Source organism: Hamadaea sp. (genome assembly GCF_013362815.1).
In the GTDB taxonomy this organism is placed as follows: domain Bacteria; phylum Actinomycetota; class Actinomycetes; order Mycobacteriales; family Micromonosporaceae; genus Hamadaea.
In genome coordinates, this window is sequence record NZ_JABFVK010000081.1 from 1 (window position 1) to 25,266 (window position 25,266).

Sequence of the window (25,266 nt, forward strand, 5' to 3'; positions counted from 1 at the left end):
CACGGTGAACACGATGGTGGATCAGCTGTCGAGTTTCGCCGACGAGGTGACGCGGGTCGCCCGCGAGGTCGGCACCGAGGGCAAGCTCGGTGGCCAGGCCCAGGTGCTCGGCGTCTCCGGAACGTGGAAGGACCTCACGGAGAACGTCAACCAGCTCGCCTCGACGCTGACCACCCAGCTGCGCGCGATCGCCCAGGTGTCCACGGCGGTGACGACGGGCGACCTGACCCAGCGGATCGCCGTCCAGGCGCAGGGCGAGGTGGCCGAGCTCAAGGACAACATCAACCAGATGATCATCACGCTCGGCGAGACCACCAAGGAGAACGCCGAGCAGGGCTGGCTCGACTCGAACCTCGCCCGCACCAGCGGCCTCCTGCAGGGCCAGCGGGACCTCACCGAGGTCTGCCGGATGCTGATGCGCGAGGTCACGCCGCTGGTCGAGGCGCAACTCGGTGCGTTCTTCCTGTTCGAGCCGGACGGCGCTCCGGCGCTGCGCCGGGCGTCGGCGTACGGGTTGGGCCCGGGTGGTGAAGACGCCACGTTCGACCTCGGCGAGGGACTCATCGGGCAGGCCGCCGCCGATCTGCGGACGATCCGCGTCACGAGCCCGGCCGGGGCGGAAGGGCAGGCGATCGCCTCCGGCACCGCCTCCATCCCCGTACGCGATCTCGTCATCGTCCCCGTGCTCTTCGAGGGTTCGTTGCTCGGTGTCATCGAGTTCGGCAGCGCCACCTCGTTCTCCGCGTTGCATCTGGAGTTCCTGGAGCGGCTGGTCGCCACCATCGGCGTCGCGCTCAACACGATCCGGGCCAACCGGCGTACGGAGGAACTGCTCGACCAGTCCCAGCGGCTGGCCCACGAACTGCGCGAGCAGTCGGCCGAGCTCCAGCGGACCAACGCCGAACTGGAGGAGAAGGCGGCTCAGCTGTCGGAGCAGAACCGCAACATCGAGATCAAGAACCGGGAGATCGAACTCGCCCGGCTCGGCCTGGAGGAGAAGGCGCAACAGCTGGCGGCTGCTTCGCAGTACAAGTCGGAATTCCTGGCCAACATGAGCCACGAGCTGCGTACGCCGTTGAACTCGCTGTTGCTGCTGGCCCGGTTGCTTGCCGACAACTCCGAGGACAACCTCACCGACAAGCAGATCGAGTTCGCCCGCACCATTCACAACGCCGGGTCCGACCTGATGGCGCTGATCGACGACATCCTCGACCTGTCCAAGATCGAGGCCGGCCGGATGGACGTCGACTTCGGCGAGGTCGCGTTCTCCGAGATCTGCGCGTACGTCGAGCAGGCGTTCCGGCCGCAGACCGAGGAGAAGGCGCTCCAGCTGGAGGTCGAAGTCGCGCCGGAGATGCCGCAGAGCATGGTGACCGACGCCCAGCGACTCCAGCAGATCCTGCGCAACCTGATGTCGAACGCGGTCAAGTTCACCGACAGCGGCATCGTCCGGCTGGATATCGGGCTGGCCGACTCGGCCGACTATGAGGAGCCGACGCTGGCCGCGGCCCCGTCGGTGGTGTCCTTCCGGGTCAGCGACACCGGCATCGGCATCGCCTCGGACAAGGTCGCCGTCATCTTCGACGAGTTCAAGCAGGCCGACGGCACGACGAGCCGGCGCTACGGCGGCACCGGGCTCGGCCTGTCGATCAGCCGGGAACTGGCCCGGCTGCTGGGCGGGGTGATCACCGTGTCGTCCACGCCGGGCGAGGGCTCGGTGTTCACGCTGTTGCTGCCGGGGACGTTCACTGTGGACCAGGTGGCGCCGGTCACGGTGGCACCGGTCCGGCCGGTGGTGCGGATGCCTTCGCGACCGGTGATCACACCGGTCGCCGAGCCCTTGCCGTCGAGTCGCTTCCTGTTGAAGCGGCCGTCGCCCGGTGGCGAACGCGGCACCGTCCGGCTCGACGGCACCACGGTGCTCATCGTGGACGACGACGTCCGGAACGTCTTCGCGTTGACCAGCGCGCTGGAGCTGCACGGCATGCGAGTCCTGTACGCCGACAACGGCTCCGACGGCGTACGCCTGCTGGCCGGCCACCCGGAGATCGACATCGTCCTGATGGACGCGATGATGCCGGGGCAGGACGGTTACGAGACCACCCGGATCATCCGGCGGAACCCGAGGCTCGCCGATCTGCCGGTGGTCTTCCTGACCGCCAAGGCGATGCCGGGCGACCGTGAGGCGGCCGTGGCGGCGGGCGCGAGCGATTACATCACCAAGCCGGTCGACCTCGATGAGCTGCTGGAGCTGATGGGGACGTGGGTCGGCCCGCGGAAGGAGAGCGAATGAGCCGGACGACTGCTCGGCCGCCGGGCGATCAGCCGGCGAAGGTGCTGCTCGTCGACGACCGCAACGACAACCTGATCGCCTTGCAGGCCATCCTGCAGGGGATGCCGCTGGTCACCGTGGCGGTGGACAGCGGGGAGGCGGCGCTCAAACAGCTGCTCCTCGACGACTTCGCGCTGATCCTGCTGGACGCGCACATGCCCGGGATGGACGGGTTCGAGACGGCGACGCATGTGAAGAGCCGTGACCGGACCCGGCAGATCCCGATCATCTTCCTCACCGCAGCCGACCGCGACGCCCGCCTCGCCTTGCGGGGGTACGCCGCGGGCGCGGTCGACTACCTGACCAAGCCCTTCGATCCGTGGATCTTGCGTGCGAAGGTCTCGGTCTTCGTCGAGATGTGGGCGAAGAACGTGCAGTTGCAGCAGCAGGCCGAGCGGATGGACCTGTTGGAGGCGTCGGCGCGCAAGGCGCTGTCGGCGTTACGCGACGGCGACGCGGACAGCGCGATCGAGGCACTGGAGGCGCTCGACCCGCTGGCCTAGCCGGGTTTGCTGCCCGCACTGATCGGGGTAGAGCCCGGTCATGGCCGAGGACGCCCAGAAACAGCACGCCGCTCAGCAGAGCAAGCATCATGAGCCGACGATGCCGAGCGAGGTCACGTCCTATGTGAGTCCGTTCGACCGATTTGCCACGGGGGCCGAGAAGTTCGTCTCGCGCGCCTGGTTCTTCGCCATCTGCGTGCTTCTCGTGGTCATCTGGGTGCCGTCGTTCTTCATCTTCCAGGACATCGACACCTGGCAACTGGTGATCAACACGGCGACCACCATCATCACCTTCCTGCTGGTCGCGCTGCTGCAGAACACCCAGTCTCGGGAGAACAACGCGGTGCAGCACAAGCTGAACGCCATCGCCGAAGGGCTGGGCAACCTGATGACGCACATGGCCACCGACGACCCCACGGAACGGCCGTTGAAGAAGGATGTGATCGAGCTGCGGGACGCAGTGGGCCTTGAGCAGAAGGAGAGTTCCTAGGAGCCGCCCAGCAGCTCCTCGAAGGTGGTGGTGAGCGCGAACGGGTCGGCCGCCTTCGTCGGCTCGTGCCGTTCGACCAGCTCGGCGAGTTCGGCGGCGGCGCGCCGGATGCGGTCGGCGAGGGCGCCGCTCGCTTGGGCGTCGCCCGGTGCACCGGCCCAGTCTTCGGGGGCGGCGTACACCGAGGTGGGGACGGACAGCGCCCGTAGGTAGCTGAACATCGGGCGGACCGCGTGCTCCAAGGCGAGCGAGTGCCGGGCCGAGCCGCCGGTGGCGGCGAGCAGCACCGGCCGCCCCACCAATGCGGAGTCGTCGAGAACGTCGAAGAACGACTTGAACAGCCCGCTGTACGAGGCGTTGAAGATCGGCGTCACGACGATCAGCCCGTCGGCATTGGTCACCGCGTCGATCGCCTGCCGCAGCGCGGCGGAGGGGAAGCCGGTCAGCAGGTTGTTCATGATGTCGTGGGCGTGGTCGCGAACCTCCACGAAGTTCGTGTCGACGCTGACGCCGAGCCGTTCCAGCTCGCCGCGCGTGGCGGCGGCGAGCCGGTCGGCGAGCAGCCGGGTCGACGAGGGCTGGCTCAGCCCCGCCGACACGACCGCGAGAGTGCGCTGCTTCACTGTCCGTCCTTTCCGGCGGGCACGGCCTCCACAGTGGAGTTCTTCGCGGCGGCCGCCTCGACCAGCGACGCGTGCGTCGGAGCATCGGGTACGCCGGGCTTCCGAATCGCGGCGAACTCCTTGCGCAGCACCGGGACGACCTCCTCGCCGAGCATGTCGAGCTGCTCCAGCACGGTCTTCAGCGGCAGGCCGGCGTGGTCCACGAGGAACAGCTGGCGCTGGTAGTCGCCGACGTACTCGCGGAAGCCCAGCGTACGGTCGATGACCTGCTGCGGGCTGCCGACGGTCAGCGGCGTTTCGGCGGAGAACTCCTCCAGCGACGGGCCGTGGCCGTAGACCGGCGCGTTGTCGAAGTAGGGCCGGAACTCCTTGACCGCGTCCTGCGAGTTCTTGCGCATGAAGACCTGCCCGCCGAGGCCGACGATGGCCTGGTCGGCCGAGCCGTGGCCGTAGTGCTCGAAGCGCTGCCGGTACAGCCCGACCATGCGCTGCGTGTGCTCCTTCGGCCAGAAGATGTGGTTGGCGAAGAACCCGTCGCCGTAGTACGCGGCCTGCTCGGCGATCTCCGGGCTCCGGATCGAGCCGTGCCACACGAACGGCGGTACGCCGTCCAGCGGCGCCGGCGTCGAGGTGAACGCCTGCAACGGCGTGCGGAACTTGCCCTTCCAATCGACGACGTCTTCCCGCCACAACCGGTGCAGCAGCGAGTAGTTCTCGATGGCGAGCGCGATGCCGTTGCGGATGTCCTGGCCGAACCACGGATACACCGGGCCGGTGTTGCCCCGGCCGAGCATCAGGTCGACACGACCGTCCGCGAGGTGCTGGAGCATCGCGTAGTCCTCGGCGATCTTCACCGGGTCGTTCGTGGTGATCAGCGTCGTCGCCGTCGAGAGCAGCAGCTTCGAAGTCTTCGCGGCGATCCAGCCGAGCATCGTCGTCGGCGACGACGGAACGAACGGCGGGTTGTGGTGCTCACCGGTGGCGAAGACGTCGAGCCCGACCTCCTCGGCCTTGAGCGCGATGGTGGTCATCGCCTTGATGCGCTCGTGCTCGCTCGGCGCGGTGCCGTTTGTGGGGTCCGGCGTCACGTCGCCGACGGTGAAGATCCCGAACTGCATCCCCATGGCCTTCTCCTCAGTCGTTGTCACGCTGAAGCCAACAGTAATTGACGGTTCAACTATTCCATCGCGTGGGGTGTCACGACCGCGTCTCCCAACCTACGGCACGAGAGCGCTTGCGTTTCGTGGTTAAAGGCATTAACCTTTTGGCTACAGGGGCTAACGAGCTCCGAAGGCTAGGGGAGGAACATCATGACCGAGTTTCTGGATGTCACGGGCGGCCGGATCGCGTACGACGTCGTCGGTGAGGGACCGCTGGTAGTGCTCGCCCACGGCCTGGGCGACAACCGGGAGGCCTTCCGCTTCCTCGTGCCGATCCTGGTCGACGCCGGCTACCGGGTGGTCAACGCCGACCTGCGGGGGCACGGCGAGTCGAGCACCGGCTGGGCCTCCTACTCGCGCATGGACACGGCGCAGGACTTCATCGCGCTGCTGCGCCACCTCGGCGAGCCGGCGATCTTCATCGGGCACTCCTTCGCCGGTGCTGTGGCCAACATCATCGCCGCGGACGCCCCGGAACTGGTGCGGGCCATCGTCGAGATCGACCCGGGGACACGCAAGCCGACCATGAAGTTCGGCGACCTCAACGGCCGATTCATGAAGGGCATCTCGCTCATCCTGCTGTCGATGACGTTCAAGAGCACCGGGTTGTGGAAGAGCTACCTGCGGCACGCGTACCCGGGCACCACCGGGGCCGCGTTCGAGGAGCAGCTCGCGAAGTTGGAGCGCAACCTCAAGGAGCCGGGCCGGATGACGGCCGCCGCCAAGATGGGCTTCGCGTCCGCGGCCGACGCCGGGGCCAAACTGCCGCACATCCAGCGGCCGGCGCTGGTCGTCATGGGCACGCTCGACCCCGACTTCCCGAACCCGGCGGCCGAGGCCGCGGGCATCGTCGCCGAGATGCCCGCCGGACTGGGCTCGGTCGAGCTCATCGAGGGCGCCGGGCACTACCCGCACACGCAGATGCCGGAGCGGGTGGCCGAGGTGATCCTCGCCTTCCTCGGCAAGTACGCCGATGCCTAGGGCCGGCCTGACGCCCAGCGCGATCGTGGAACTCGCGCTGGGCGTTGTCGACGAGGACGGACTGCCCGCACTCACCCTGACAGCGGTCGCGAAACGGGCCGGAGTCGCGGTCCCGGCGCTCTACAAGCACATCCGGAACCTCGACGAGCTGGTTCACCTGCTCCGCGTACGCATCATCGAGGACCTGACCGAACTGCTGACCACTGATTGCGTCGGCCGGTCGGGGCCGGACGCGTTGCGAGCGCTGGCCGACACCTTCCGGGCGTACGCCGTCGCCAACCCCCACCGGTATGCCTTGACGGTGCAGGCCGCCCCGCCGAACACGCGGGAAGCCGAGGCGGCAGTACGCATGTTGACGGTCTTTCTCGCAGTGCTCCGCGGTTTCGGGCTCGACGGGCCGAACGCGATCCACGCCGCGCGGGCATTGCGGGCCGCCTGCCACGGGTTCGCCGCGATCCAGGCGGCCGGCGGCTTCGGGCTCGCCGAGGACGTCGACGTCAGCTACGACCTCCTGGTCCGCATGGTGATCCAGGGCTTGCCGCTGGCCCGTGAGCTGCCGACGGGGTGAGGGCGGTCACGGGCGCCCCCACAGCCTTGATCCAGGGGTGCATGATCTGTTCATGCCCCGGTTGCTGGAACGCCCCCGCGTCGTTCACCGGGCTGCCCCCGCCGCCACGCGGCCGCACCCCATCCGGGAACTGATCCTCGTGACGGTGCTGTTCTTGGCGTACAAGGCTGGGCGGCTCGTCGCGAGCGGTCACGTCGACGAGGCGTACGCGAACGCCGGGCGGATCTGGAACGCCGAACGCTGGCTGCGGCTGCCGTCCGAACTCTCCGTCCAGGCGGCGATGCTGCACAACACGACGTTCGTGCAGCTGGTCAACACCTACTACGCGTGGGTGCACTTCCCGGCGACGGCGGCCTTCCTGCTCTGGACCTACCTGCGCCGACCGGCGTACTACCTCTGGGTCAGACGGGTGCTGACCGGGCTCACCGCGGCGGCGCTCGCCGTCCACGTGCTCTTCCCACTCGCGCCACCGCGCCTGGTCGGCGCCTTCGGCCTCATCGACACCGCGGCGATCTACGGGCCGTCGGTCTACTCGGAGCCCGACACCGACACCCTCGCCAACCAGTACGCCGCCATGCCGTCGCTCCACATCGGCTGGGCGGTCGTCGTGGCGCTCGGGTTGATCGTCATGACCCGATCCCGCTGGCGTTGGCTCTGGCTGGCCCATCCGATCGCCACCACGCTCGTGGTCGTGGCGACCGCCAACCACTACTGGCTGGACGGGATCGTCGTCTGCGCCTTCCTGGCGCTGATGCTGCTGATCATCCGCCGTCCCGGGGCTGACCTCACCGCTGCTCCCTCGACCGCGCCGCTGGCCGCGGCGATCGTGCCTGCGGCGATCGTGCCTGCGCAGATCACCGGAGCGGCCCGCGATGCCGTTGGAATACCGCTGGACGCTGCGGGAACGGCGCTGGACGCTGCGGCGACGGCGCTGGACGCTGCGGGAACGGCGCTGGACGCTGCGGCGACGGCGCTGGATCAGGGATCCAGGTCGAATCTTGCGGCAAGATCCGGCCGAGAACCCTGATCCAGCGCCGTTCCGGCAGCTGCCCCAGAGCCGTTCCGGCGATGGCCGCGATTGTCGCGGCTCCGACAGCGCCGCAAGGCGGCGTGCGCCAGAGCGGGGTCAGCGCTTCTGGAAGGTGGTCGCGACGAGCAGCGCGATGACGGCGAACCCGGTCGAGACCCCGAACGCCGTGGTCATCCCGTGGATCGTGGCGTCGATCGCCGAGGACCCGCCGGAGGCGGCCTGCCGTGCGGCGGTTCCGAACACCGTGACCAGCACCGCGATACCCAGCGAAGCACCGGTCTGCTGCATCGTCTGCATCGCGCCGCCGGCCGCTCCGGCATCCTGCGGCGGGACCGTCGCCATGATCGTCGGCGTCAACGGGACGAACCCGATGCCGATCCCGAGGCCCATGAGGAGCATCGGCCCGAACACTCCCGGGAAGTACGCGGTGTCCGGGGTGAGCCGGGTCAGCCACAACAGCCCGAGGATCATCAGCGGGATGCCCGTGAACGCCATCCGCCGCATCCCGAACTTCGGCAGCAGCCGGGGTAGCGCACGGGTGAAGACGAACATCGCACCCGCCATCGGCAGGAACGCGAGCCCCGTACGCAGCGCGTCGAATCCGCGTACGTCCTGCAGGAACTGCGTCAGGAAGAAGAACATCGACATCATCGCGGCCGGGCCGATCAGGAACACCGCGTACGCCGAAGCCCGGTTGCGGTCGGCGAACAGCCGCAGCGGCAGCATCGGCTGACGGGTGCGGACCTCGATCGCGAGGAACCCCGCCACGAGCAGTACGCCGGAACCGAGCAGGATCGCGGTCCACGGGTCGGACCAGCCTCTTTCGGCGGCCCGAGTGAAGCCGGCGACCAGCGCCGCCACTCCACCGGTCGCGGTTAGGGCGCCTGGGATGTCGAGCCGCGCAGGATGCCGTTCGGGTTCCCGGACGTACCGAGGTGCGAGCAGGACGGCGGCGATGCCGAACGGCACGTTGACGAAGAGCACCCAGCGCCAGGAGGCGGCCTGGGTGAGGATGCCGCCGAGGATCAGCCCGATCGCGAAGCCGGCGCTGGCGATGCCCGAAAGCAGCGACAGGGCTCGGATGCGCGCCCGGGTCTCGGTGAACGTGGTGGTGACCAGGGCGACCGTGCTGGGACCGGCCAGCGCCGCGCCGACTCCTTGAGCCAGCCGGGCGGCGATGAGCCAGCCGGCTGACGGGGCGAAGCCGCCGAGCAGCGACGCGACGGTGAACAGGGCGACGCCGGCGACGAACGCCCGGCGGCGGCCGAAGATGTCGCCGATCCGGCCGCCGAGCAGCAGCAGGCCGCCGAAGGTCAGCGAGTACGCCGTCATCACCCAGGACAGTCCGGCGGCCGAGAAGCCGAGGTCGGACTGAATGCGGGGGAGCGCGACGTTCATGACGGTCGCGTCCAGGATCAGCATCAGCTGGCAGCTGAGCACGATCGCGAGGGCGAGCCCTGGGCGGTGCGGGCGCAGCTCGCGGGTCGGCGTACCCGTCCTGGGCAGCGCACGAGTGGGCAGGGTCTGCTGAGACATGAGGAACTCCTCGAAGAACGCAGAAACGGAGACTATCTCCGGTTACGTTCGTGAGTTAGCATATGGAGGAGTCCTCCGGTTCGCAAGTCTATCCGGAGAATCTATCCGGATAAAGGGAGTGGGCCTTGCGGGCGGACGCGCGGCGTAATCAGGAGCGGCTGATCTCGGCGGCCCGGGACGCCTTCACCGAGCACGGCGAGAAGGCGTCGCTCGACGACATCGTCAAGCGCGCCGGCGTCGGTCCGGGCACGCTCTATCGCCACTTCCCGAACCGGGAGGCCCTGCTCGGCGCGGTCTACCAGGAGGGCGTCGAGGGCCTGGCCGCCCAGGCCAAGGAGTTCGCCGCGACGCTCGAACCCATGGCAGCGCTCATCGCCTTCCTGCGGGTCCAAGTGGATTACGCCAAGAGCAAGCGAGGTCTCGGGGTGGCGGTGAAGGCGACGCTGGACAGCGACGGCGAAGTCTTGACGTTCTGCCGGGACACGCTCCGTGGTGCGCTCGGCGACCTGCTCGACGCGGCGCAGCGGACCGGTGAGGTACGCGAAGACGTCGACCCGGCGGTGTTGCTGCGACTGGTGCACGGCGTCGCGATGGGCAGTGAGAATGCGCCCGAGCTGTCCGAGCCGATGCTCCAAGTGGTGGTCGACGGGCTACGCCCCCGGTAGTCCCAGGACGTCGGCCAGGTCGAACTTCACCGGCTCGTCGAGCTGTGCGTACGTGCAGGATCGGGGTTCCCGATCGGGCCGCCACCGCACGAACTGCGCCGTATGCCGGAAGCGCGGCCCTTCCATGTGGTCGTAGCGAACCTCCACCACGCGTTCGGGGCGCAACGGGGTGAAGGAGAGGTCCTTGCCGGCGTTCCAGCGGCTGAACTCCGACCCCCGCGGCGTACGCGCGCCTTCGGGCACGAGCCGGGCCCAGTTCCACGGATGCTCGTCGAAGGTCGTGACGAGCGGCTGCAGTTCCTCGAACAGCGCGATGCGCCTGGCCATCGGGAAGGCGCCGATCACCCCGACGCTGGCCAGCTCGCCCTCGTCGGTGTAGAGCCCGAGTAGAAGCGAGCCGATCCGATCGGGACCACTGGCGTGCAGCCGGTATCCGGCCACCACGCAGTCGGCGGTGCGCTCATGCTTGATCTTGAACATCGTGCGCTTGTCCGGCTCGTAGAGCCCGTCGAGCGGCTTGGCGATGAGTCCGTCGAGACCGGCCCCTTCGAACTGATGGAACCACTCCTGGGCCAGTACGCGGTCGGTCGTCGCCGGGGTCAGGTGGATCGGCGGCCGGGCGCTCGACAAGGACTGCTCCAACAATCCCCGGCGCTGCTCGAACGGCAGCCGGGTGCAGTCCTGGTCGTCCAATGCGAGCAGGTCGAAGGCGACGAACGACGCCGGAGTCTGCCCCGCGAGCAGCTTGACCCGGCTGGCGGCCGGATGGAGCCGCAGCTGCAGCGCCTCGAAGTCGAGCCGGTCGCCGGAGATCAGGATGATCTCGCCGTCCACCACACAGCGCGGGGGCAGGTTCTCCTTGACCGCCTCGACGAGCTCCGGGAAGTACCGCGTCATCGGCCGCTCGTTGCGGCTGCCGATCTCGACCTCGTCGCCGTCACGGAAGACGATCGACCGGAAGCCGTCCCACTTGGGCTCGAAGCTCATCGCGCCCTCCGGGATGCCCTTCACGGGCTTGGCGAGCATCGGCGACACCGGCGGCGGAACGGGCAGCTGCATACCCGCATTCTGCCCCGAACGGCGACCGGCGCGAGGACGAACGCATCCTCGCGCCGGTGCGGAGATCACCGCAGTTCGGCGGGCAGTTCGCCGGGCGCGAGCACGCCGAGCCGGTTGGTCGACCGGGTCAGGGCGACATAGAGGTCGCTGAGCCCGCGCGGCGATTCGGCGACGAGGCCGCCGGGGTCCGCGACGATCACGGTGTCGAACTCCAGGCCCTTGGCCTGCCGCACGGACAGCACCACGACGTCGGCGTCCAGATCGGACTCGTCGCCGACGGCCACGCCCGGCACCGCTTCGGCGATCGCGCCGCCCCAGCGGGACAGCCTCGTCGCCGGGACGAGTACGCCGACCCGCCCGCCGTCGACGAGTTTGGCCTCGGTCGCCACCGCCCGGGTGAGCTCGCCCACCAAGGCGTCATCGTCCACAGTGGCCAGCCAGGGCTGCTCGCCGCTGTCGCGGACGGAGCGGGGGATCGGCATACCCGGGTCGATGGCGGCGAGCACCTGACCGGCCAGCGTCATGATCTCCGACGGCGTCCGATAGTTCACCGTCAACTCCGTGAGCCGCCAGCGGTCGGCCACGTACGCGCCCAGCACGTCCTGCCACGAGGTGGCCCCACCGACCACGCCGGTCTGGGCGACGTCGCCGACGACGGTCATCGACCGGCTCGGGCAGCGGCGCATGAGCAGCCGCCACGCCATCGGCGACAGCTCTTGTGCCTCATCCACGATGATGTGCCCGTACGCCCAGGTGCGATCCGCGGCGGCGCGCTCGGCCGCCGTACGTCGATCGATCTCCTCCTGCCGTTCGCCGAGGCGGGACGCGTCGAGAAGATCCGCCGCAGTGAGCAGTTCCGGATCGATCTCGTCTTCGAGGTCGATGGAGCGGGACCCGTGCAGGATCTGCAACGCCCCCGCGGCGTACGCGTCGAGCTGCCGTCGCGTCCGCTCGGCGAGCGCCCGGGCGTCCCGGTCGTCCTCACCGAGCAGATCGGCGGCCTCGTCCAGCAAGGGAACGTCGGCCGGAGTCCACGCGTCGCCCTGGGAGCGGTGAAGCTTCGCCCGATCCTCCACCGGCAAGTCGGCAGCGGCCGTCGCGAGTCGTTCCGACGAGCCGAGCAGGTCGGCGAGCAGACGTTGCGGGCTCAGGATCGGCCAGCACCAGTCGAGGGCCGCCTGCACGCCGGGTTCCTCCCGCAGCTCCCGGCGGAACTCGGCCAGATCGGCTTCGTCCAGCAGGAACGGGTCACCGGGGGCGTCGTTGCCGCCGAGCGGATCGTCGGCGAACGGGTCGCTGCCGATCTCCTCGGCGAGCTGCATCGACAACGCGTGGATGACCTCGGTGTCGAAGGTGTCCCGGGCCAGGTTGTGCGGTTTGCCGGTGGCTCGGGCGGCGGCCCGCGCGTCCTCGGCGACCGCCCGGTCCAGGCGCAGCACCGTGCGCCGCAGCGAGTCCTGGTCGATCACGATCTCCAGGTAGTCGTCGGGCACCCGCTGCCGATCCCGGACGGCCTGGGCCAGCACCTCGGTCAGCTGCAACCGGCCCTTGACCTCGGCCACCGCGTCCGGCTCCTCGTGTCCGGCGTGGACACCGGGGAACAGGTCGGCCTGCGTACGCAGCAAGACACCGGTCTCCGCGAGCGACGGCAGCACGTGCGCGATGTACCGCAAGAACGTCGCGTTCGGCCCGACGACGAGCACGCCGCGGCTCGACAGCTCCCGGCGGTGCGTGTAGAGCAGGTACGCCGCGCGGTGCAGCGCGACGGCGGTCTTCCCCGTGCCGGGACCGCCCTGGACGACGAGCACGCCGTTCAGATCGGCCCGGATGATGCGGTCCTGCTCGGCCTGGATCGTCTCGACGATGTCCCGCATCCGCCCGGTACGCTTCGCGCCCAGCGCGGCCAGGAGCACCGCCTCGCCGGTGAGCGACTCGTGCGGGTGCGGATCGTTGCTGGTGGCCTCGGCCAGGTCCAGCACCTCGTCGTCGACGGCGATGACGTCCCGCTCGTGCGTCCGGATGTGCCGGCGACGGCGTACGCCGTCCGGGGCGGCCGCCGTGGCCAGGTAGAACGGCCGGGCCGCCGGGGCGCGCCAGTCCAGCAGCAGCGGCTCGTAGTCGTGCTCCTCGTCGAAGATCCCGATGCGGCCGATGTGCCGGGTGGTCGCGGCTGATTCGGGGTCGGCCGTCGGTTCGAGGTCCAGGCGGCCGAACACGAGTCCACTCTCGACAGCGGCGTACTGGGCCTGCTGGTCGGTGTGCATCAGCACCGTGCTCTCGCGTTGCGAGCGCTCCTGCTGCGTACCGCCGGTCTGCCGGAGGGCCACCGCCAGCCGCTCGGCGGCTTCTTCGCGGAGCCGATCGAGATGGCCGTAGAGCATCGTGACGACCGCCTGCTCCTCGGCGACCGGGTCCGTCTCCGGGGTGAACTCTCGTGGGGCGGCGGCTTTTTCGTGCGATGGGCTTGACAAGTGGCGCTCCCGTGGCTCTAATGGCATAGGCGGCGTTGACAGATGCCTTGCTTTGCTATGCCGTGACACTGTGAATCAGCCTCAAGCTGTAGAGCGTAGCGATCCGCCGCCCGGCTCAGCAACTCATCCCCGCAAGTGCTCGACGATTCTTCGAAGCTGCTCGGTGTAAGCCGTCAGGAATTCGGGCGTGTCGGCCCGCAACCCGGTCAGCTGCTGGGTGATCTGCGGCAGCAAGACCGGTGCCATCGTCGCGGAGAACATGACGAGCAACACGTACGCCGGATCGAGGTCGGCCGCGATTTCACCATCGCGCTGCCGTCGCCGGACGTCCTCCACGATCGCCTCGAAATAGGGATCGCCGGAGCCCTCGGCCGAGTCGCGCGCGGGCTCGTCGCCATCGCCGGTGAGCCCCTGCCAGGCGAGCAGCCGGGTCCAAGCCCGGTTCTCCATGCCCATCCGGAGGAAGTTGCCGACCACCTCGTGGATCGGCATACCGGGTTGATTGCTCGGGCCCGACAACTCCGGCCAGCGCCCGACGACCGCCTGGTAAAGGCCCGCCTTCCCGTCGAAGTAGTACGAGATGAGCTGCTGGTTCACCCCGGCCCGGCTCGCGATGGCGCTGATGCGCGCGCCGGCGTACCCGTGCTCGCCGAACTCGGTCAGCGCGGCGTCGAGGATGCGCTCCCGAGTGCGCTCGGGGTCGCGCTTGCGGTCTTCGGCCCGGGGTGAGCGGCGTGGCTGACTCATGCGTCGAGGGTAGCGGATGTGACTGTGTCAGCTGGTGATATGAGCTAATCAAACAAATACTTGAAACTTCCATGCGGACGGATAATACTGACGGCATGACGAAGACGGTGATGATCATCGGCGGCGGCATCGGCGGGCTGGCCCTGGCGCACGGTTTGCGGCAGGCGGGCATCGAGGTCGCGGTCTACGAGCGGTCCCACGCCCGCACCGAATGGCTGCAGGGATACCGCATCCACATCAACCCGCACGGCTCGCGGGCGCTCCGGGCGTGCTTGGAACCGGCCGCGTGGCAGGCGTTCCTCGACACCGTCTCGACCGGCGACGGCGGGTTCGGCTTCACCACCGAGGGATTCGAGGACCTCCTGCGGATCACCCACGATGACATCGCGGTGTCGCCCGACCCGGCCGAGCAGCATTACGGGGTCAGCCGGATCTCACTGCGCCAGGTTCTGCTCTCCGGGCTGGACGACGTGCTGCACCTCGGCAAGACGTTCACCCGCTACGAGACGACCGCCGACGGGCGGGTCAGGGCGTACTTCGAGGACGGGGCGAGCGCCACGGCCGACCTGCTCGTGGGGGCCGACGGCGCGAACTCACGCGTACGCGGTCAGCTGCTGCCGCACGCCACCCGGATCGACACCGGCGTGACCGCCGTCGCGGGCAAGCATCGGCTGACCGAGTCGGCATTGGCGCGCTTGCCGAAGCGGCTGACCCGGGACGCCAACCTGGTGATCCCGGCCGGACGGGGCAACCTGTTCACCGCCGTCTGGCGGCACGATCGCAAGACCGTCGCGCCGGACGGCAGCCTCCCGACGGGATTCCTGCTCGACAACACCGCCGACTACACCTTCTGGGCGTACGCCGACGCCGCCGACCAATTTCCGTCGGATGTGGACGGTTACGACGGCGCGGCGCTGATGAGCCTGATCCTCGACCGGACCCGGGACTGGTCGCCGGAGTTGCGGCAGCTCATCGGCGGCTCCGATGCCGACACGGTGAACCTCGTCCGCATCCGGTCGGCGTCGCCGGTGGAACCGTGGCCGACCGGGCCGGTGACGTTGCTCGGCGACTCGATCCACAACATGACGCCGATGGCCGGGATCGGCGCGAACACCGCATTGCGCGACGCCGACCTGCTCCGGCGGCAGCTGATCGCCGTCCGGGATGGACAGACTTCGCAGGCGGCCGCCGTCGCCGAATACGAACGCCAGATGCGGGAGTACGGGTTCGCAGCGGTGAAGCAGTCGCTGCGTAATGCCCGGCAAGCAGCTTCGGCGAACCGGTTCGGGCGCACGATGTTCCGCGCCGTCCTCCGCACGATGAGCGCGGTGCCGCCGTTGAAGCGCCGGTTCGCCCGCGCCTTCGGGAGCTGAAACAAGGTGATGGCAAAGTGATGGCCCGACCGGAACCGGCCGGGCCATCACTATCTGGCGTGTGTTACGACAGGGTGATCGCCGTGTCGTCGATGACGAACGACGTCTGCAACGAGGCGTCCTCGGTGCCGGTGAACTTCAGGGTCGCGGTGCCTCCTGCGTACGCGGAGATGTCGATCGTGCGCAGGGTGTAGCCGCTGGCCTTGTTGAGGTTCGAGTAGGTGGCCACGCTGGCGCCGTTGACGGTGACCGTGAGCTTGTCGTACTGCACGGTCGTGGTCGTCTCCGACGTGTCGATGTGCAGCCAGTAGGTCAGCGTCGCGTGGCAGCCGGCCGGGATGGTGACGGCCTGCTGCAACGTGTCGGTGTGCGTGGTCCCGTAGCCGTCCAGCCAGGCCTTCCACGAGCCGCTGTGCGCGGCCTCGCTCGCGCTGCTGTCGACGACGCCGGAGGTGGCGGTCCACGGCGAGGCCGAGCCGGTCTCGAAGCCCGGGTTGCCGAGCTTCTGGCCGGAGCAGGTGCCGCTGGTCGGGGTCGGCGACGGAGAGCCGCCGGTGGCCGTGGGGGTCGGCGACGGGGAGCCGCCGGTGCAGGTCGGGTCGCCCGACTGGGCCGGCACGCTCACTGCGTCCCACGCCGCCTTGGTCTTGTTGAACAGACCGCAGGTCGCGTCCAGCGCCTTGGCCGCGGTCAGCGTCCAGGTGCGGTACTTCAGGTAAGAGCTGGTGGACGTCTTCATCAGCATCGCGTTGTACATGATCTTCGTCGCGGTCTGGATGCCGACGCCGACCAGGCCGGACGAGCCGTTGCACGTGGTGCTGGTGGGCTGGCCGTTGGTCGGGTTGGTGCCCTCGGCGAGCAGGTAGAACCAGTGGTTGCCGGGGCCGGCCGCCGCGTGCACCTCCTCGCCCGGGATGCTGCTGGAGTAGCAGTTGTCGTCACCGGCGAGCGAGGGGTTGTACATGTACCGGATCGGGCCGCTGCCGACCAGGTTGATCTCCTCGCCGACCTGGTAGTCCCGCGGGTCGTTCGGGTTGTTGGCATACGCCTCGGTCGCCGCGCCGAACACGTCGGCGACGAACTCCTGGGTGTTGCCGTTGGAGATGCCACCGGGGGTGGTGTCGTCGATGCCGTGACCCAGCTCGTGGCCCACGACGTCAGCCGAGCTGATCCACTGACCGGCGGTGTTCTTGCCGATCTGGACCTGGGTGCCGTCGTAGTACGCGTTCTGGTCGTTGAGGCCGACGCGGATGGGCCAGGCGCCGCCCGAGCCGTTGAAGCCGTTGCGGCCGAGCCAGTTGCTCAGCATGGCCTTCTCCTGCTGCGCGACGTAGAGAGCGTCCACGCAGCCGGTCTCCTTGTTGGTGCCGGTTCCGTTGCCCCAGACGTCGTCCGAACCGCTGAACGTCGTGTTGTTCGCGGCGTCCTGGCACTTCAGAGTCGTCATACCCGGGTCGGTCATCGAGTAGGTGCTGCCGGACAGCGTGGTGCTGATCGTCACCGAGCCGTTGATCCAGCCGGTCCCGGTGCCCTCCATGACCCGCTCGCGGGTCTTCAGGACCGCGCCGGTGAGCGCGTCGACGTCGATCGTGAGCCGGCTGACGCCCTCGGCGCTCGTGCCGCGGACGGTCGACTCGTACGCCAGTCGCGGCGCGCCGTCCAGCGCGTAGACCACCAGGTCGGTGGACTCGACGCCGGAGACCGTCTTGAGCTGGCCCTTGGCGACCTTCTCAGCCTGCGCCTTGGTCAGCTTCGGGCTGGTCGACAGGCCTTCGATGGTCTGCTCCTGAGCCGACGAGGTCGCCGTGACCTGGCCGCTCGAATTGGTCACGATGACGAAGTCGCCACCGAGGACGCGCAGGTCCCGGTAGGTCCGCTCGTAGGGGACGAACTGCAGTCCGGCCGACGAGATGACCGAGCGCTGGACGAACTTGTCCTCGCTGCCCGCATGCAGGAAGGCCGGCTTGCCGGCCACGAGGTTCGCCGCCGAGTTGGCGGCCAAGGTGGAGGCGGCGGCCGGGGTTACGGGCGCCGGTGCTGCGGCCGGACTGACGGCGGTCGCGGCTGTCGCCGCCACCACCATGCCTCCGACCGCGATCGCCGCGCTTATGGCGAGGCGTTGGGTGTTCTTCACGGATTCCCTCTCGATAGCGTCGGGGTGGGGGTCGACATCCGTTCGGCCGATGTCGTGTCCACCGATCGCCAACAAATGGCAGATTCCTATCAATGAATCTGAGGTGGCGTCAAGAGGGTGGTCAGAAAGTTTCGATCAGGCGTCGATCAGATGTCGTCGAGCTACCTGGGGAAGCCGGATCAGATGACAGGATTGTCATCTGGCGCACCCGTGACGCGGCCGTGACGCGGGTGTCTTGACCAAGTTAAATATCGGACTTAATCTCTGGATCACCGGGTACGGCGAAGCTGAGGTGAACGGGATGGCCGAGTTACCGCACCAAAGACAGCTACCGCACGAGAGACGGCCGACCACCGGGGGCGTCACCTACCGCGAGGCGGACACCGGATACTTCGCCCAGCGCGCGTTGCGCCGGCACGCCGGAGTCTGGTCGCTGTGGGCGCTCGGCGTCGCCGCCGTCATCTCCGGGGAGTTCTCGGGCTGGAACCTCGGTCTCGACGCGGGCGGCTTCGGCGGTCTCCTCGTCGCCACCGTGGTCATCGCGGTGATGTACTTCGGCCTCTGCTTCAGCATCGCGGAGATGTCTCCGGCGCTGCCGCACGCTGGTGGGGCGTACTCGTTCGCCAGGTCGGCGATGGGTCCGTGGGGCGGTTTCGTCACCGGGGTCGCCGAGAGCATCGAGTACATCGTGACGCCGGCCGTAGTGGTCACCTTCATCGGCAGCTACCTTCAGTCCATTGTGGACGACCTGGCTGGGGTCAGCATCCCGCAGCCCGTCTGGTGGCTGCTCTGCTACGCCGTTTTCCTGCTGCTCAACCTGGCCGGCATCGAGATGACGATGCGGTTCACCGTGGTGATCTGCGTACTGGCGCTGGCGATCCTGGCGGTGTTCTTCGTCGCCGCGATCCCGCACCTCGACTTCTCGGCCAACGCCCTGAACATCGCGCCCGACTCCGGCAACTCCAGCTGGTTCCCGTTCGGCGGGCTCGGCGGCGTGTTCCTCGCGCTGCCCTTCGCGATCTGGTTCTTCCTCGCGATCGAGGAGCTGCCGCTCGCCGCCGAGGAGTCGCACGACCCGCGCCGGGACATCCCACGGGGCACCGTCTACGGGTTGCTCACGCTGCTGGTCGCGGCTTTCGGCGTACTGTTCCTCAACACGGGGATCAAGCCCGGGGCGGAAGGTCTGCGCGACTCCGGCGAACCGCTGCTCGACGGGTTCAAGACCATCTTCGGCGAGGGCACTTCGGCCTCACTGCTCGGCCTGGTCGCGGTGGCCGGTCTGGTCGCCAGCTTCCACACGATCATCTACGCGTACGGGCGCAACGTGTACTCACTCTCGCGCGCCGGGTACTATCCGCACGTCCTGTCGCTCACGCACGGCAAGCGCAAGACGCCTTGGGTCGCGCTCCTCGGCGGGGGAATCCTCGGGTACGCCTTGGCGCTGCTGCTCTATCTCGCGACCGAGCACAAGTGGCTGGGCGGCAACGTGAGCGCCGCCCTGCTGTCGATGGCGGTGTTCGGCGGGGTGATCTCGTACTTCATGCAAATGCTGTCGTTCGTGCTGTTGCGCCGCCGCTTGCCGAACATCGAGCGGCCCTATCGCAGTCCACTCGGGATCGCGGGCGCCGTCGTCGCGGGCGTCATCGCGCTCATCTCGCTGGCAGCGCTGTTCGTCCGGGACGACTACCGGCCCGGCGTGGTCGGCGTGGCGCTCTGGTTCGTCGCCGCGATCGCGTACTTCGCCGTCGCGGGGCGCCACAAGCTCATTCTCAGCCCCGAAGAGGAGTTCGCGATGACGCGGGGCGAACACGGGCACCCCGAGCGTGAGGGCTACGGCCAGACGCACATCAGCGACGTGGCGGCCGGGTGAGGCATCCGGAGCAACCCTGAGGTCGCGAATGGGGGCCTAGCCAGGGCCGAACCCCGATGTCTTCCGCCGCCGTGGGCGAGATGCTGGTGATACCACGAGAACAAGGGGGAATCACCATGGAGACGGTCCACGCGTCCATGCGCACAGAGGGCCTCATCCGGCCGCGCGAAGGCCGCGTCCTCGGCGGCGTCTGCGCCGGTCTCGGCCGCCGGTTCGGCCTCGACCCGTGGCCCGCGCGCCTGCTGTTCGCGCTGATCCTGCTGGTCATCCCGGGCAGCCAGATCCTGATCTACCCGATCCTGTGGATCCTGATGCCGTCGGAGGAGACCGCGCCGGTGACGGTCACGCCGGCCGCCGCCCCGATGCCTCCGGCGGTCTGAGAAGTCCGGAAGTTCAAGAACTCAGCGGCGGCGGCCACCGACGGTCGCCGCCGAACACCCCGGCCGGGTCGCATGAGGTGACTCCCGGGTTGCTCCCAGTGAGCCGCAACAGACACTTAACAGTGCTAGATATGTCGATCCCTCGACTTTCGCCCTACGCTCCTCTTCATCGATGGACGTGGCTCCACCCACCCCGTGGAGCCACTGGGGAGGAAGAGGGACGGTACCCTGAACATCTACACCGGAGACCTCTCCGACGACCTGCTCGGCTGGGCGACCTTCCCGACCAGCAGCATCGGCACCTACGACGGGGTGGTCATCCTCGACGAGTCCCTGCCGGGCGGCAGCGCCACCAACTACAACCTCGGCGACACCGCGACGCACGAGATCGGCCACTGGCTGAACCTCTACCACACGTTCCAGGGCGGTTGCAGCACCACCGGGGACAGCGTCTCGGACACGCCGCGGGAGAAGTCGGCGGCGTACGCCTGCCCGACCGGGCGGGACACGTGCTCGCAGACGGGCGTCGACCCCATCCACAATTTCATGGACTACACCTACGATTCATGCATGTACGAGTTCACGGCCGGGCAGGCGACTCGCATGCTGAACGCCTGGAACGCGTACCGCGCGTGATGTGACACCCCTCGCTCAAGCGCCGGCCCCGGCCCGCACCGCCGGGGTCGGCCCCTCCAAGCGGAACCTCTTTACGGGCACCCGGGATAAGGAACGTCGCCGAGGTCGGCGAACGAGCCGAGCAGATCCTGCCGGGCGACGCCCACCCCGTCCAGGTACGCCACCGTGAACCGCACCGGAAGCGGTGCGGGGCAGTCGACCAGCACGTCGAAGGTCGCGGTCAACCAGGTCGTCGCACCCGGGCCGAGGTGCAGTTCGATGGTGCTGTCCGGCGCGGAGAGCTGCCCGCACGCGCCCCACGTGCCACCGACCTGGCGCAGCCCGCCGAGCGGCAGATCGACCTGAACTCCCTGGAGCGCGGCCTCGCCACTCGGATTGCGCACCTGTACGCCCAATTGCAACCGAGTGCCCTGCTGGGCCGAGCACCGGGCGCCGGTCGGCTCCAACGGCCCGTTGGCCGCAGCGCTGACCGACGGCTTCGGCTCCGGAGTCGACGGCCGATTGTGCAGCTGATAGCCCAGGCCGATGCCGAGGGCGAACGCCAGCACGGCGACAACGGCCGCCACCCCGGGCTTTCGCCGGGACGGCGGCCGTTCGAGATCGATGACGTCGGGGTCGCCCACGATCGTCAATGGTACTGGTGCACCACCGCGTGGCCCTTGCCGCGGGAGATCATCCAGCGGTTCACCGGCGTCGTCACGATGAACGCGACCAGGAGCGAGAACGCGAGCGCACCCCAGAACAGTCCGCTGGTCAGCCCGGCGTCCATCGCGCCCGGCACGGTCACCATGACGGTGTTGTCCAGCAACTCCATGACGGCGATCGACACCGTGTCGGCCGCCAGCGCCACCTTCACCGCCGAACGCCAGTCAACCCCGGCGCGCAGTACGCCGCGCATCGTCAAGGCGTACCCGAAGACGAAGGCCAGCGCGATCGACAGCACGACGGTCGCCGCGTTGTGCAGCCCGAACGCCGTCCCCAGCACCATGCCGAGCACCTCGCCGATGGCGCAGCCGAGCAGGCAGTGCAGCGTCGCCTGGATCGCCATCGACCACGGCACCGTCGCGCCTTGGTTCATCGCGTGCCCGGCGTGCGCGCTGTGACTGCTGTGGTCGACGTGGTCAGTGTGACCCGCGTGACCTGCGTGCTCACCGTGTCCGGCGTGGTTTTCGTGGCCGGTAGCGTGCCCGGTGTGGTGCTCGTGGCCCGTGCCGTGGCTCGAGTGGTCCATGGTGTTCCTCCCTGTGTTCAGGAGGGAGCGTATACCCCTGGGGGGTATCTGGCCAGTGTGGCGACCGCCACCCACTCAGCCGATCTCCTCCACGACTTCGCCGTCGGGGTCGCGGATCAGCGTCTTCTCGATCTCCACCACCAGCCCGGGGACGATGTCGTATCGCCCGGCGCGCGGCTGCAAGACCCTCGCCAGCTCGGCGGCGTCGGCCGGTGCCAAGAAGATCTCGAGCAGGCCGTCGCGCTCCTCGACCGCGAACGCTTCGCCGGCCCGGAAACCCACCGCGGTCTCGGCCGACTGCACGAGCAGGCCACGCCTGTGGTCGACCTGCGCGAGCATGATCCGGCCGATCCGCGGCGCGGCGTTCGCGCCCAGCCGCACCACGGTCACCGCACCCTCGCGCCGCCAGTCGACGACGTCTGTGAAGATTCCGCCCGTCGACGAGCCGTCTCGGCGTACACCTTCGTCGATCGCGCTGGCGACCGCCGGGTTGTCGGTCAGGCTCGCGCGGCTCAAGTCCGTGACGAGTTTCGGAAGATACGCCGAAAGCACGCTCAGCAGCCGGGTGGCGTCCCAGACTTCCACGGCGGCGTACTCGTCGAGGGTGATCCCGACGATCTGCAGGAACCGTACCGTCCCGTGTGGAGTGTCGATGACGCCGAGCTCGGGATCCTCGGCGAACACGGCGGCGCGGATGAGCGTCGACGGCTGGTCGACCGCGATCGGCCCGTTCAGGTTGATGTGATGCCCGGGCTCGAAGACGTTGCCGGTCGTGAACACGTAGCGCGCGAGATTCTGCAGGAAGTTCAACGCCCACACCGGCGGCGTGTCCTCGTCCGCCGCCCGGCCGAGCCGGAACGTGAACTCGAACCCCCAACCGGAGACGTCGGGATCGTCGGACTCCTTGTCATACAGCTCCGACATCCCGTACGACACGAAATGCCAGTGGTCGTCACGGCGATAGACGCTGACGCCGTCGAGCGGATCGTCGCCGCCCAACGACCACTTGATGATCGTCCCGTAATGCATCGGCTCGATCCCGGGATACAGCGGCGCCAGCGCAGCGTCGATCGCGTCCCAGCCCGGCGAGAGGTCGGTGTCGGTCATGAGCGGCCACTCTACCCAGCAGATTGCGGTGATCCACATCCCGATCCGTGTCGATTCGGGGCCCGCTTTTGACGCAGATCGGGATGTGGATCACCGTCTGTCTAATGTGGCCAGGGATTGGCCAGGCAACCGCGCAGTCCCAGCGTCTGGGTCTGCATGACGGGGGCGGGTCGGCCGCGGCCGGGGCAGGTGACGTGGCCGTGCCCGAGCTCGTGGCCCACCTCGTGGTTGATGACGTACGCCCGATAGGTGGCGAGCGGCGTACCGGCTGAGGTGTAGTCCGGGACGGCGAGGCGCCAGCGGTCGTAGTTGATGATGACGGCTCCACTGCGACGGCAGGAGGTGTACGGAACGCCGCCGACGCGGATGTTCACGCCGCCCGCCCGGCACATCCGGTACGCCGTGTCGCGGGTGGCGAGGTAGATCGTGAAGTCGGCCGGAGCCGCGCCGGGTACGCGCTGGAAGCGGTGCTGGTTGTCGCCGATCCAACTGCGGCGGTCGCCGAGGGTTTCGTCCACGGTACGCGTGAAGTCGGGCAGGTCGGTGGCGACCGTGCTCTCCACGGCGATGTGGAAGCGGCGGAGGCGTCCGGCCGTGCCCAGCAGCGGGCCGAGCGATCCGTCGAGGGTGAACGTGCCGCTGCCGTGGGCCGGGATCGGTGCTTGGCGATGCGGTTCGGTGGGATTGCGTACCGGGGCGGCGCGGGCTGGTGAAGTGGACGCGGCCGGTGCGCTGACCGGGACCGGCATGGAGTCCGGCCGCGTGAGGAGGACTACGGCAGCGGCGGAGATGACGGCGAGAACCAGAACGGTGACAGTGGTGCGATACCTCACGGGGCAGACGATACGCGGAAGACGATCAAGAACTTGTGAAGCTGCGATGCGCTCGTCATGCGAGGCGTACGCGCACGTCACCGGAGGTGGTGCTCAGGTCGATTCGGGCGGTGGCACCCGCCGTGGTGGCCACGTCGGTGGACAGATCGCCGGACGTGCTCTCCAAATGCACTTGGTACGCCGTCCCGTCGCGGGGGAGCGTGACGTTGACGTCGCCGGAGACCGCCGAGATCTCCAGGGAGGCCGGCGATGTCGTGTACACCGCCCGGACGTCACCGGAGACGGTCGCTGCGCTGAGCGTACCGATGGAAATGTCTTCGAACGTGAGGTCGCCTGACGTGGCCTCGACGTCCAGTTTGTCCGCGTGCATCTCGCTGATCCGGACGTCGCCCGAGGTCGTGTGGACGCGAGCCGGGGCCGTGAGGCCCGCGAGCCGGACGTCGCCCGAGCCGACCTGGATCTGGACCTGGACGGTTGGCGGGACCTCGACGCTGTAGTCGACGCCGCAGCCGGAGCCGAAGCCCCATCGTGGACAGTCGAAGCCGATGGTGAGCACGTCGCCGTCCCAGTCCTCGTGGATGGTCGGGCTTTGTGTCGTCCAGTGCAGCGTGCGCTGGACGCTGACGCCGGTCGCGCCGGCCTTGGCCCGCACGGTCACGTCGCCGGACTCGAGGTCGTCGAAGACGAGGCGCGTGATGCTGCGGTCATAGCGGGCGGACTCGACGACGCGGTTGAGGCCGGTGCCGCCGACGACGGCCCAGGCGACGCTCGCGCCGGCGAGCACGACGACGATCGTCACGAGACCGCCCAGGGTGAGCCAGCGGCGCGACGGGCGCACGGCTTCGGTCGGGGTGCTCACGGGGAAACCTCCAGGAAGCGCAGGACGGCGAGGACGCGACGGTGGTCCCCGTCGGCGGGCTGTAGATCGAGCTTGGTGAAGATGTTGTTGACGTGTTTCTCGATCGCGCTGTCGCTGACGAACAGCGCAGCCGCGACCGCGGAGTTCGAGCGGCCCTCGGCCATGAGGGCGAGCACCTCGCGCTCCCGGGGTGTGAGCCGTTCCATCGGGTCGCGGTGACGGCGTACGAGGAGTTGGGCGACGACTTCCGGATCGAGCGCGGTGCCGCCACCGGCGACCCGTTTCAGCGCGTCCAAGAAGTCGGTGACGTCGGCGATGCGGTCTTTGAGCAGGTAACCCACCTTGCTCGGCGGGCCGGACAGCAGCTCGGTCGCGTACCGCTCCTCGACGTATTGGGAAAGAACCAGGACGGCGATCTCCGGGAACTGCCGTCGCAGGACCAAAGCCGCCCGCAGGCCCTCGTCGGTGAACGACGGCGGCATGCGTACGTCGAGCACGACGACGTCCGGCCGATGCTCGGTGACCGCCTTCAGGAAGGTCTCGGCATCCCCGGCGGTCGCGACGACCTCGAAACCGCTCGCGGTCAACAGGCGTACGAGGCCCTCGCGGAGCAGCACGGAGTCCTCGCCGATCACGACTCGCACGGCAACTCCACCTCGATCACGGTCGGGCCGCCGG

Annotated in this window: 23 protein-coding genes and 1 pseudogene; 11 read left to right on the plus strand and 13 right to left on the minus strand. The window is 68.7% G+C overall.

The window, feature by feature from the left end; all coding sequences use genetic code 11:
- From HOV77_RS29545 to HOV77_RS29555, 3 genes are all read left to right on the plus strand, one after another.
- The coding region (locus HOV77_RS29545; RefSeq protein WP_290867962.1) for an ATP-binding protein at positions 1 to 2,293 on the plus strand (2,293 nt) is incomplete at its 5' end.
- Positions 2,290 to 2,835 (plus strand): response regulator, encoded by a 546-nt coding sequence (locus tag HOV77_RS29550; RefSeq protein ID WP_290867965.1) that lies wholly within the window; start codon positions 2,290 to 2,292, stop codon positions 2,833 to 2,835. The genes HOV77_RS29545 and HOV77_RS29550, both read left to right, overlap by 4 nt.
- 40 nt (positions 2,836 to 2,875) lie before the next feature.
- Positions 2,876 to 3,325: a low affinity iron permease family protein gene (locus tag HOV77_RS29555; protein WP_290867968.1), complete on the plus strand. Its 450-nt coding sequence runs from the start codon at positions 2,876 to 2,878 to the stop codon at positions 3,323 to 3,325.
- On the opposite strand, the gene HOV77_RS29560 is transcribed toward HOV77_RS29555, so the two are convergent.
- Together HOV77_RS29560 and HOV77_RS29565 are read right to left on the minus strand one after the other, a co-directional pair.
- Positions 3,322 to 3,948 (minus strand): FMN reductase, encoded by a 627-nt coding sequence (locus HOV77_RS29560; RefSeq protein WP_290867971.1) that lies wholly within the window; start codon positions 3,946 to 3,948, stop codon positions 3,322 to 3,324. The two genes, HOV77_RS29555 and HOV77_RS29560, sit on opposite strands and share 4 nt — an antisense overlap.
- Complete coding sequence (locus HOV77_RS29565) at positions 3,945 to 5,066, minus strand: LLM class flavin-dependent oxidoreductase (RefSeq protein ID WP_290868015.1); 1,122 nt, start codon at positions 5,064 to 5,066, stop codon at positions 3,945 to 3,947. Before HOV77_RS29565 ends, HOV77_RS29560 begins: the two co-directional genes overlap by 4 nt.
- Before the next feature lie 192 nt (positions 5,067 to 5,258).
- On the opposite strand from HOV77_RS29565, the gene HOV77_RS29570 reads away from it, so the two are divergent.
- Genes HOV77_RS29570 through HOV77_RS29580 form a run of 3 tightly spaced genes read left to right on the plus strand, consistent with a single transcriptional unit; the run spans position 5,259 to position 7,684 of the window.
- Positions 5,259 to 6,089 (plus strand): alpha/beta hydrolase, encoded by an 831-nt coding sequence (locus HOV77_RS29570; protein ID WP_290867974.1) that lies wholly within the window; start codon positions 5,259 to 5,261, stop codon positions 6,087 to 6,089.
- Positions 6,082 to 6,657 carry a TetR/AcrR family transcriptional regulator gene (locus HOV77_RS29575; protein ID WP_290867976.1) on the plus strand — a complete coding sequence of 192 codons (576 nt, stop codon included), beginning with the start codon at positions 6,082 to 6,084 and terminating at the stop codon, positions 6,655 to 6,657. Before HOV77_RS29570 ends, HOV77_RS29575 begins: the two co-directional genes overlap by 8 nt.
- A gap of 52 nt (positions 6,658 to 6,709) precedes the next feature.
- Positions 6,710 to 7,684, plus strand: a complete 975-nt coding sequence (locus tag HOV77_RS29580) for a phosphatase PAP2 family protein (protein WP_290867979.1) — start codon at positions 6,710 to 6,712, stop codon at positions 7,682 to 7,684.
- Between the two features lie 99 nt (positions 7,685 to 7,783).
- Here HOV77_RS29580 and HOV77_RS29585 read toward each other — a convergent pair whose 3' ends face one another.
- Positions 7,784 to 9,223 (minus strand): MFS transporter, encoded by a 1,440-nt coding sequence (locus HOV77_RS29585; RefSeq protein ID WP_290867981.1) that lies wholly within the window; start codon positions 9,221 to 9,223, stop codon positions 7,784 to 7,786.
- Between the two features lie 125 nt (positions 9,224 to 9,348).
- On the opposite strand from HOV77_RS29585, the gene HOV77_RS29590 reads away from it, so the two are divergent.
- Positions 9,349 to 9,888, plus strand: a complete 540-nt coding sequence (locus tag HOV77_RS29590) for a TetR/AcrR family transcriptional regulator (RefSeq protein WP_290867984.1) — start codon at positions 9,349 to 9,351, stop codon at positions 9,886 to 9,888.
- Here HOV77_RS29590 and HOV77_RS29595 read toward each other — a convergent pair.
- The 3 genes from HOV77_RS29595 to HOV77_RS29605 all read right to left on the minus strand — a co-directional run bounded on the left by HOV77_RS29595 (position 9,874) and on the right by HOV77_RS29605 (position 14,165).
- Positions 9,874 to 10,947, minus strand: a complete 1,074-nt coding sequence (locus HOV77_RS29595) for an ATP-dependent DNA ligase (protein WP_290867987.1) — start codon at positions 10,945 to 10,947, stop codon at positions 9,874 to 9,876. The genes HOV77_RS29590 and HOV77_RS29595 overlap by 15 nt on opposite strands.
- 65 nt (positions 10,948 to 11,012) lie before the next feature.
- Positions 11,013 to 13,328: a UvrD-helicase domain-containing protein gene (locus HOV77_RS29600; RefSeq protein WP_290868018.1), complete on the minus strand. Its 2,316-nt coding sequence runs from the start codon at positions 13,326 to 13,328 to the stop codon at positions 11,013 to 11,015.
- A 213-nt stretch (positions 13,329 to 13,541) separates the two neighbouring features.
- A complete protein-coding gene (locus HOV77_RS29605) occupies positions 13,542 to 14,165 on the minus strand; it encodes a TetR/AcrR family transcriptional regulator (protein WP_290867990.1) in 624 nt (207 codons plus the stop codon).
- A gap of 95 nt (positions 14,166 to 14,260) precedes the next feature.
- On the opposite strand from HOV77_RS29605, the gene HOV77_RS29610 reads away from it, so the two are divergent.
- The gene (locus HOV77_RS29610) at positions 14,261 to 15,538 is read left to right on the plus strand and encodes an NAD(P)/FAD-dependent oxidoreductase (protein WP_290867993.1); all 1,278 of its coding nucleotides are present in this window, start codon (positions 14,261 to 14,263) and stop codon (positions 15,536 to 15,538) included.
- A gap of 64 nt (positions 15,539 to 15,602) precedes the next feature.
- Here the strand turns inward: HOV77_RS29610 and HOV77_RS29615 are convergent, their stop codons facing one another.
- Positions 15,603 to 17,621 carry a M4 family metallopeptidase gene (locus tag HOV77_RS29615; RefSeq protein ID WP_290868021.1) on the minus strand — a complete coding sequence of 673 codons (2,019 nt, stop codon included), beginning with the start codon at positions 17,619 to 17,621 and terminating at the stop codon, positions 15,603 to 15,605.
- A 352-nt stretch (positions 17,622 to 17,973) separates the two neighbouring features.
- Here HOV77_RS29615 and eat point away from each other — a divergent pair, with 352 nt between their 5' ends.
- The 3 genes and pseudogenes from eat to HOV77_RS29630 all read left to right on the plus strand — a co-directional run.
- Complete coding sequence (gene eat, locus HOV77_RS29620) at positions 17,974 to 19,542, plus strand: ethanolamine permease (protein WP_290867996.1); 1,569 nt, start codon at positions 17,974 to 17,976, stop codon at positions 19,540 to 19,542.
- A gap of 116 nt (positions 19,543 to 19,658) precedes the next feature.
- Positions 19,659 to 19,922 carry a PspC domain-containing protein gene (locus HOV77_RS29625; RefSeq protein WP_290867998.1) on the plus strand — a complete coding sequence of 88 codons (264 nt, stop codon included), beginning with the start codon at positions 19,659 to 19,661 and terminating at the stop codon, positions 19,920 to 19,922.
- A 225-nt stretch (positions 19,923 to 20,147) separates the two neighbouring features.
- A pseudogene (locus tag HOV77_RS29630) lies at positions 20,148 to 20,558 on the plus strand (zinc metalloprotease); the annotation flags it as partial.
- A 71-nt stretch (positions 20,559 to 20,629) separates the two neighbouring features.
- On the opposite strand, the gene HOV77_RS29635 reads toward HOV77_RS29630, so the two are convergent.
- From HOV77_RS29635 to HOV77_RS29660, 6 genes are all read right to left on the minus strand, one after another.
- A complete protein-coding gene (locus HOV77_RS29635) occupies positions 20,630 to 21,181 on the minus strand; it encodes a hypothetical protein (protein ID WP_290868001.1) in 552 nt (183 codons plus the stop codon).
- Positions 21,182 to 21,186: 5 nt separating this feature from the next.
- Positions 21,187 to 21,789, minus strand: coding sequence for a DUF4396 domain-containing protein (locus HOV77_RS29640; RefSeq protein ID WP_290868004.1), 603 nt, complete (start codon positions 21,787 to 21,789; stop codon positions 21,187 to 21,189).
- A 75-nt stretch (positions 21,790 to 21,864) separates the two neighbouring features.
- On the minus strand, positions 21,865 to 22,896 hold the full coding sequence (locus HOV77_RS29645) for a suppressor of fused domain protein (protein WP_290868007.1): 1,032 nt from the start codon (positions 22,894 to 22,896) through the stop codon (positions 21,865 to 21,867).
- Positions 22,897 to 22,997: 101 nt separating this feature from the next.
- A complete protein-coding gene (locus HOV77_RS29650) occupies positions 22,998 to 23,729 on the minus strand; it encodes a DUF3152 domain-containing protein (RefSeq protein WP_290868010.1) in 732 nt (243 codons plus the stop codon).
- Positions 23,730 to 23,784: 55 nt separating this feature from the next.
- Positions 23,785 to 24,588 carry a DUF4097 family beta strand repeat-containing protein gene (locus HOV77_RS29655; RefSeq protein WP_290868012.1) on the minus strand — a complete coding sequence of 268 codons (804 nt, stop codon included), beginning with the start codon at positions 24,586 to 24,588 and terminating at the stop codon, positions 23,785 to 23,787.
- Entirely contained in the window at positions 24,585 to 25,232 is a 648-nt protein-coding gene (locus HOV77_RS29660) for a response regulator transcription factor (RefSeq protein WP_290868023.1), read from the minus strand. Before HOV77_RS29660 ends, HOV77_RS29655 begins: the two co-directional genes overlap by 4 nt.
- Between the last annotated feature and the right edge of the window lie 34 nt (positions 25,233 to 25,266).

Excerpts from the sequence above, each read along its gene's own strand:
- HOV77_RS29550 (WP_290867965.1), top strand. The coding sequence starts at position 2,290 with ATGAGCCGGACGACTGCTCGGCCGCCGGGCGATCAGCCGGCGAAGGTG.
- HOV77_RS29555 (WP_290867968.1), top strand. The coding sequence starts at position 2,876 with ATGGCCGAGGACGCCCAGAAACAGCACGCCGCTCAGCAGAGCAAGCAT.
- HOV77_RS29565 (WP_290868015.1), bottom strand. The coding sequence starts at position 5,066 with ATGCAGTTCGGGATCTTCACCGTCGGCGACGTGACGCCGGACCCCACA.
- HOV77_RS29570 (WP_290867974.1), top strand. The coding sequence starts at position 5,259 with ATGACCGAGTTTCTGGATGTCACGGGCGGCCGGATCGCGTACGACGTC.
- HOV77_RS29575 (WP_290867976.1), top strand. The coding sequence starts at position 6,082 with ATGCCTAGGGCCGGCCTGACGCCCAGCGCGATCGTGGAACTCGCGCTG.
- HOV77_RS29580 (WP_290867979.1), top strand. The coding sequence starts at position 6,710 with ATGCCCCGGTTGCTGGAACGCCCCCGCGTCGTTCACCGGGCTGCCCCC.
- HOV77_RS29585 (WP_290867981.1), bottom strand. The coding sequence starts at position 9,223 with ATGTCTCAGCAGACCCTGCCCACTCGTGCGCTGCCCAGGACGGGTACG.
- HOV77_RS29595 (WP_290867987.1), bottom strand. The coding sequence starts at position 10,947 with ATGCAGCTGCCCGTTCCGCCGCCGGTGTCGCCGATGCTCGCCAAGCCC.
- HOV77_RS29600 (WP_290868018.1), bottom strand. The coding sequence starts at position 13,328 with ATGCTCTACGGCCATCTCGATCGGCTCCGCGAAGAAGCCGCCGAGCGG.
- HOV77_RS29605 (WP_290867990.1), bottom strand. The coding sequence starts at position 14,165 with ATGAGTCAGCCACGCCGCTCACCCCGGGCCGAAGACCGCAAGCGCGAC.
- HOV77_RS29610 (WP_290867993.1), top strand. The coding sequence starts at position 14,261 with ATGACGAAGACGGTGATGATCATCGGCGGCGGCATCGGCGGGCTGGCC.
- HOV77_RS29615 (WP_290868021.1), bottom strand. The coding sequence starts at position 17,621 with ATGGTGGTGGCGGCGACAGCCGCGACCGCCGTCAGTCCGGCCGCAGCA.
- eat (WP_290867996.1), top strand. The coding sequence starts at position 17,974 with ATGGCCGAGTTACCGCACCAAAGACAGCTACCGCACGAGAGACGGCCG.
- HOV77_RS29625 (WP_290867998.1), top strand. The coding sequence starts at position 19,659 with ATGGAGACGGTCCACGCGTCCATGCGCACAGAGGGCCTCATCCGGCCG.
- HOV77_RS29640 (WP_290868004.1), bottom strand. The coding sequence starts at position 21,789 with ATGGACCACTCGAGCCACGGCACGGGCCACGAGCACCACACCGGGCAC.
- HOV77_RS29645 (WP_290868007.1), bottom strand. The coding sequence starts at position 22,896 with ATGACCGACACCGACCTCTCGCCGGGCTGGGACGCGATCGACGCTGCG.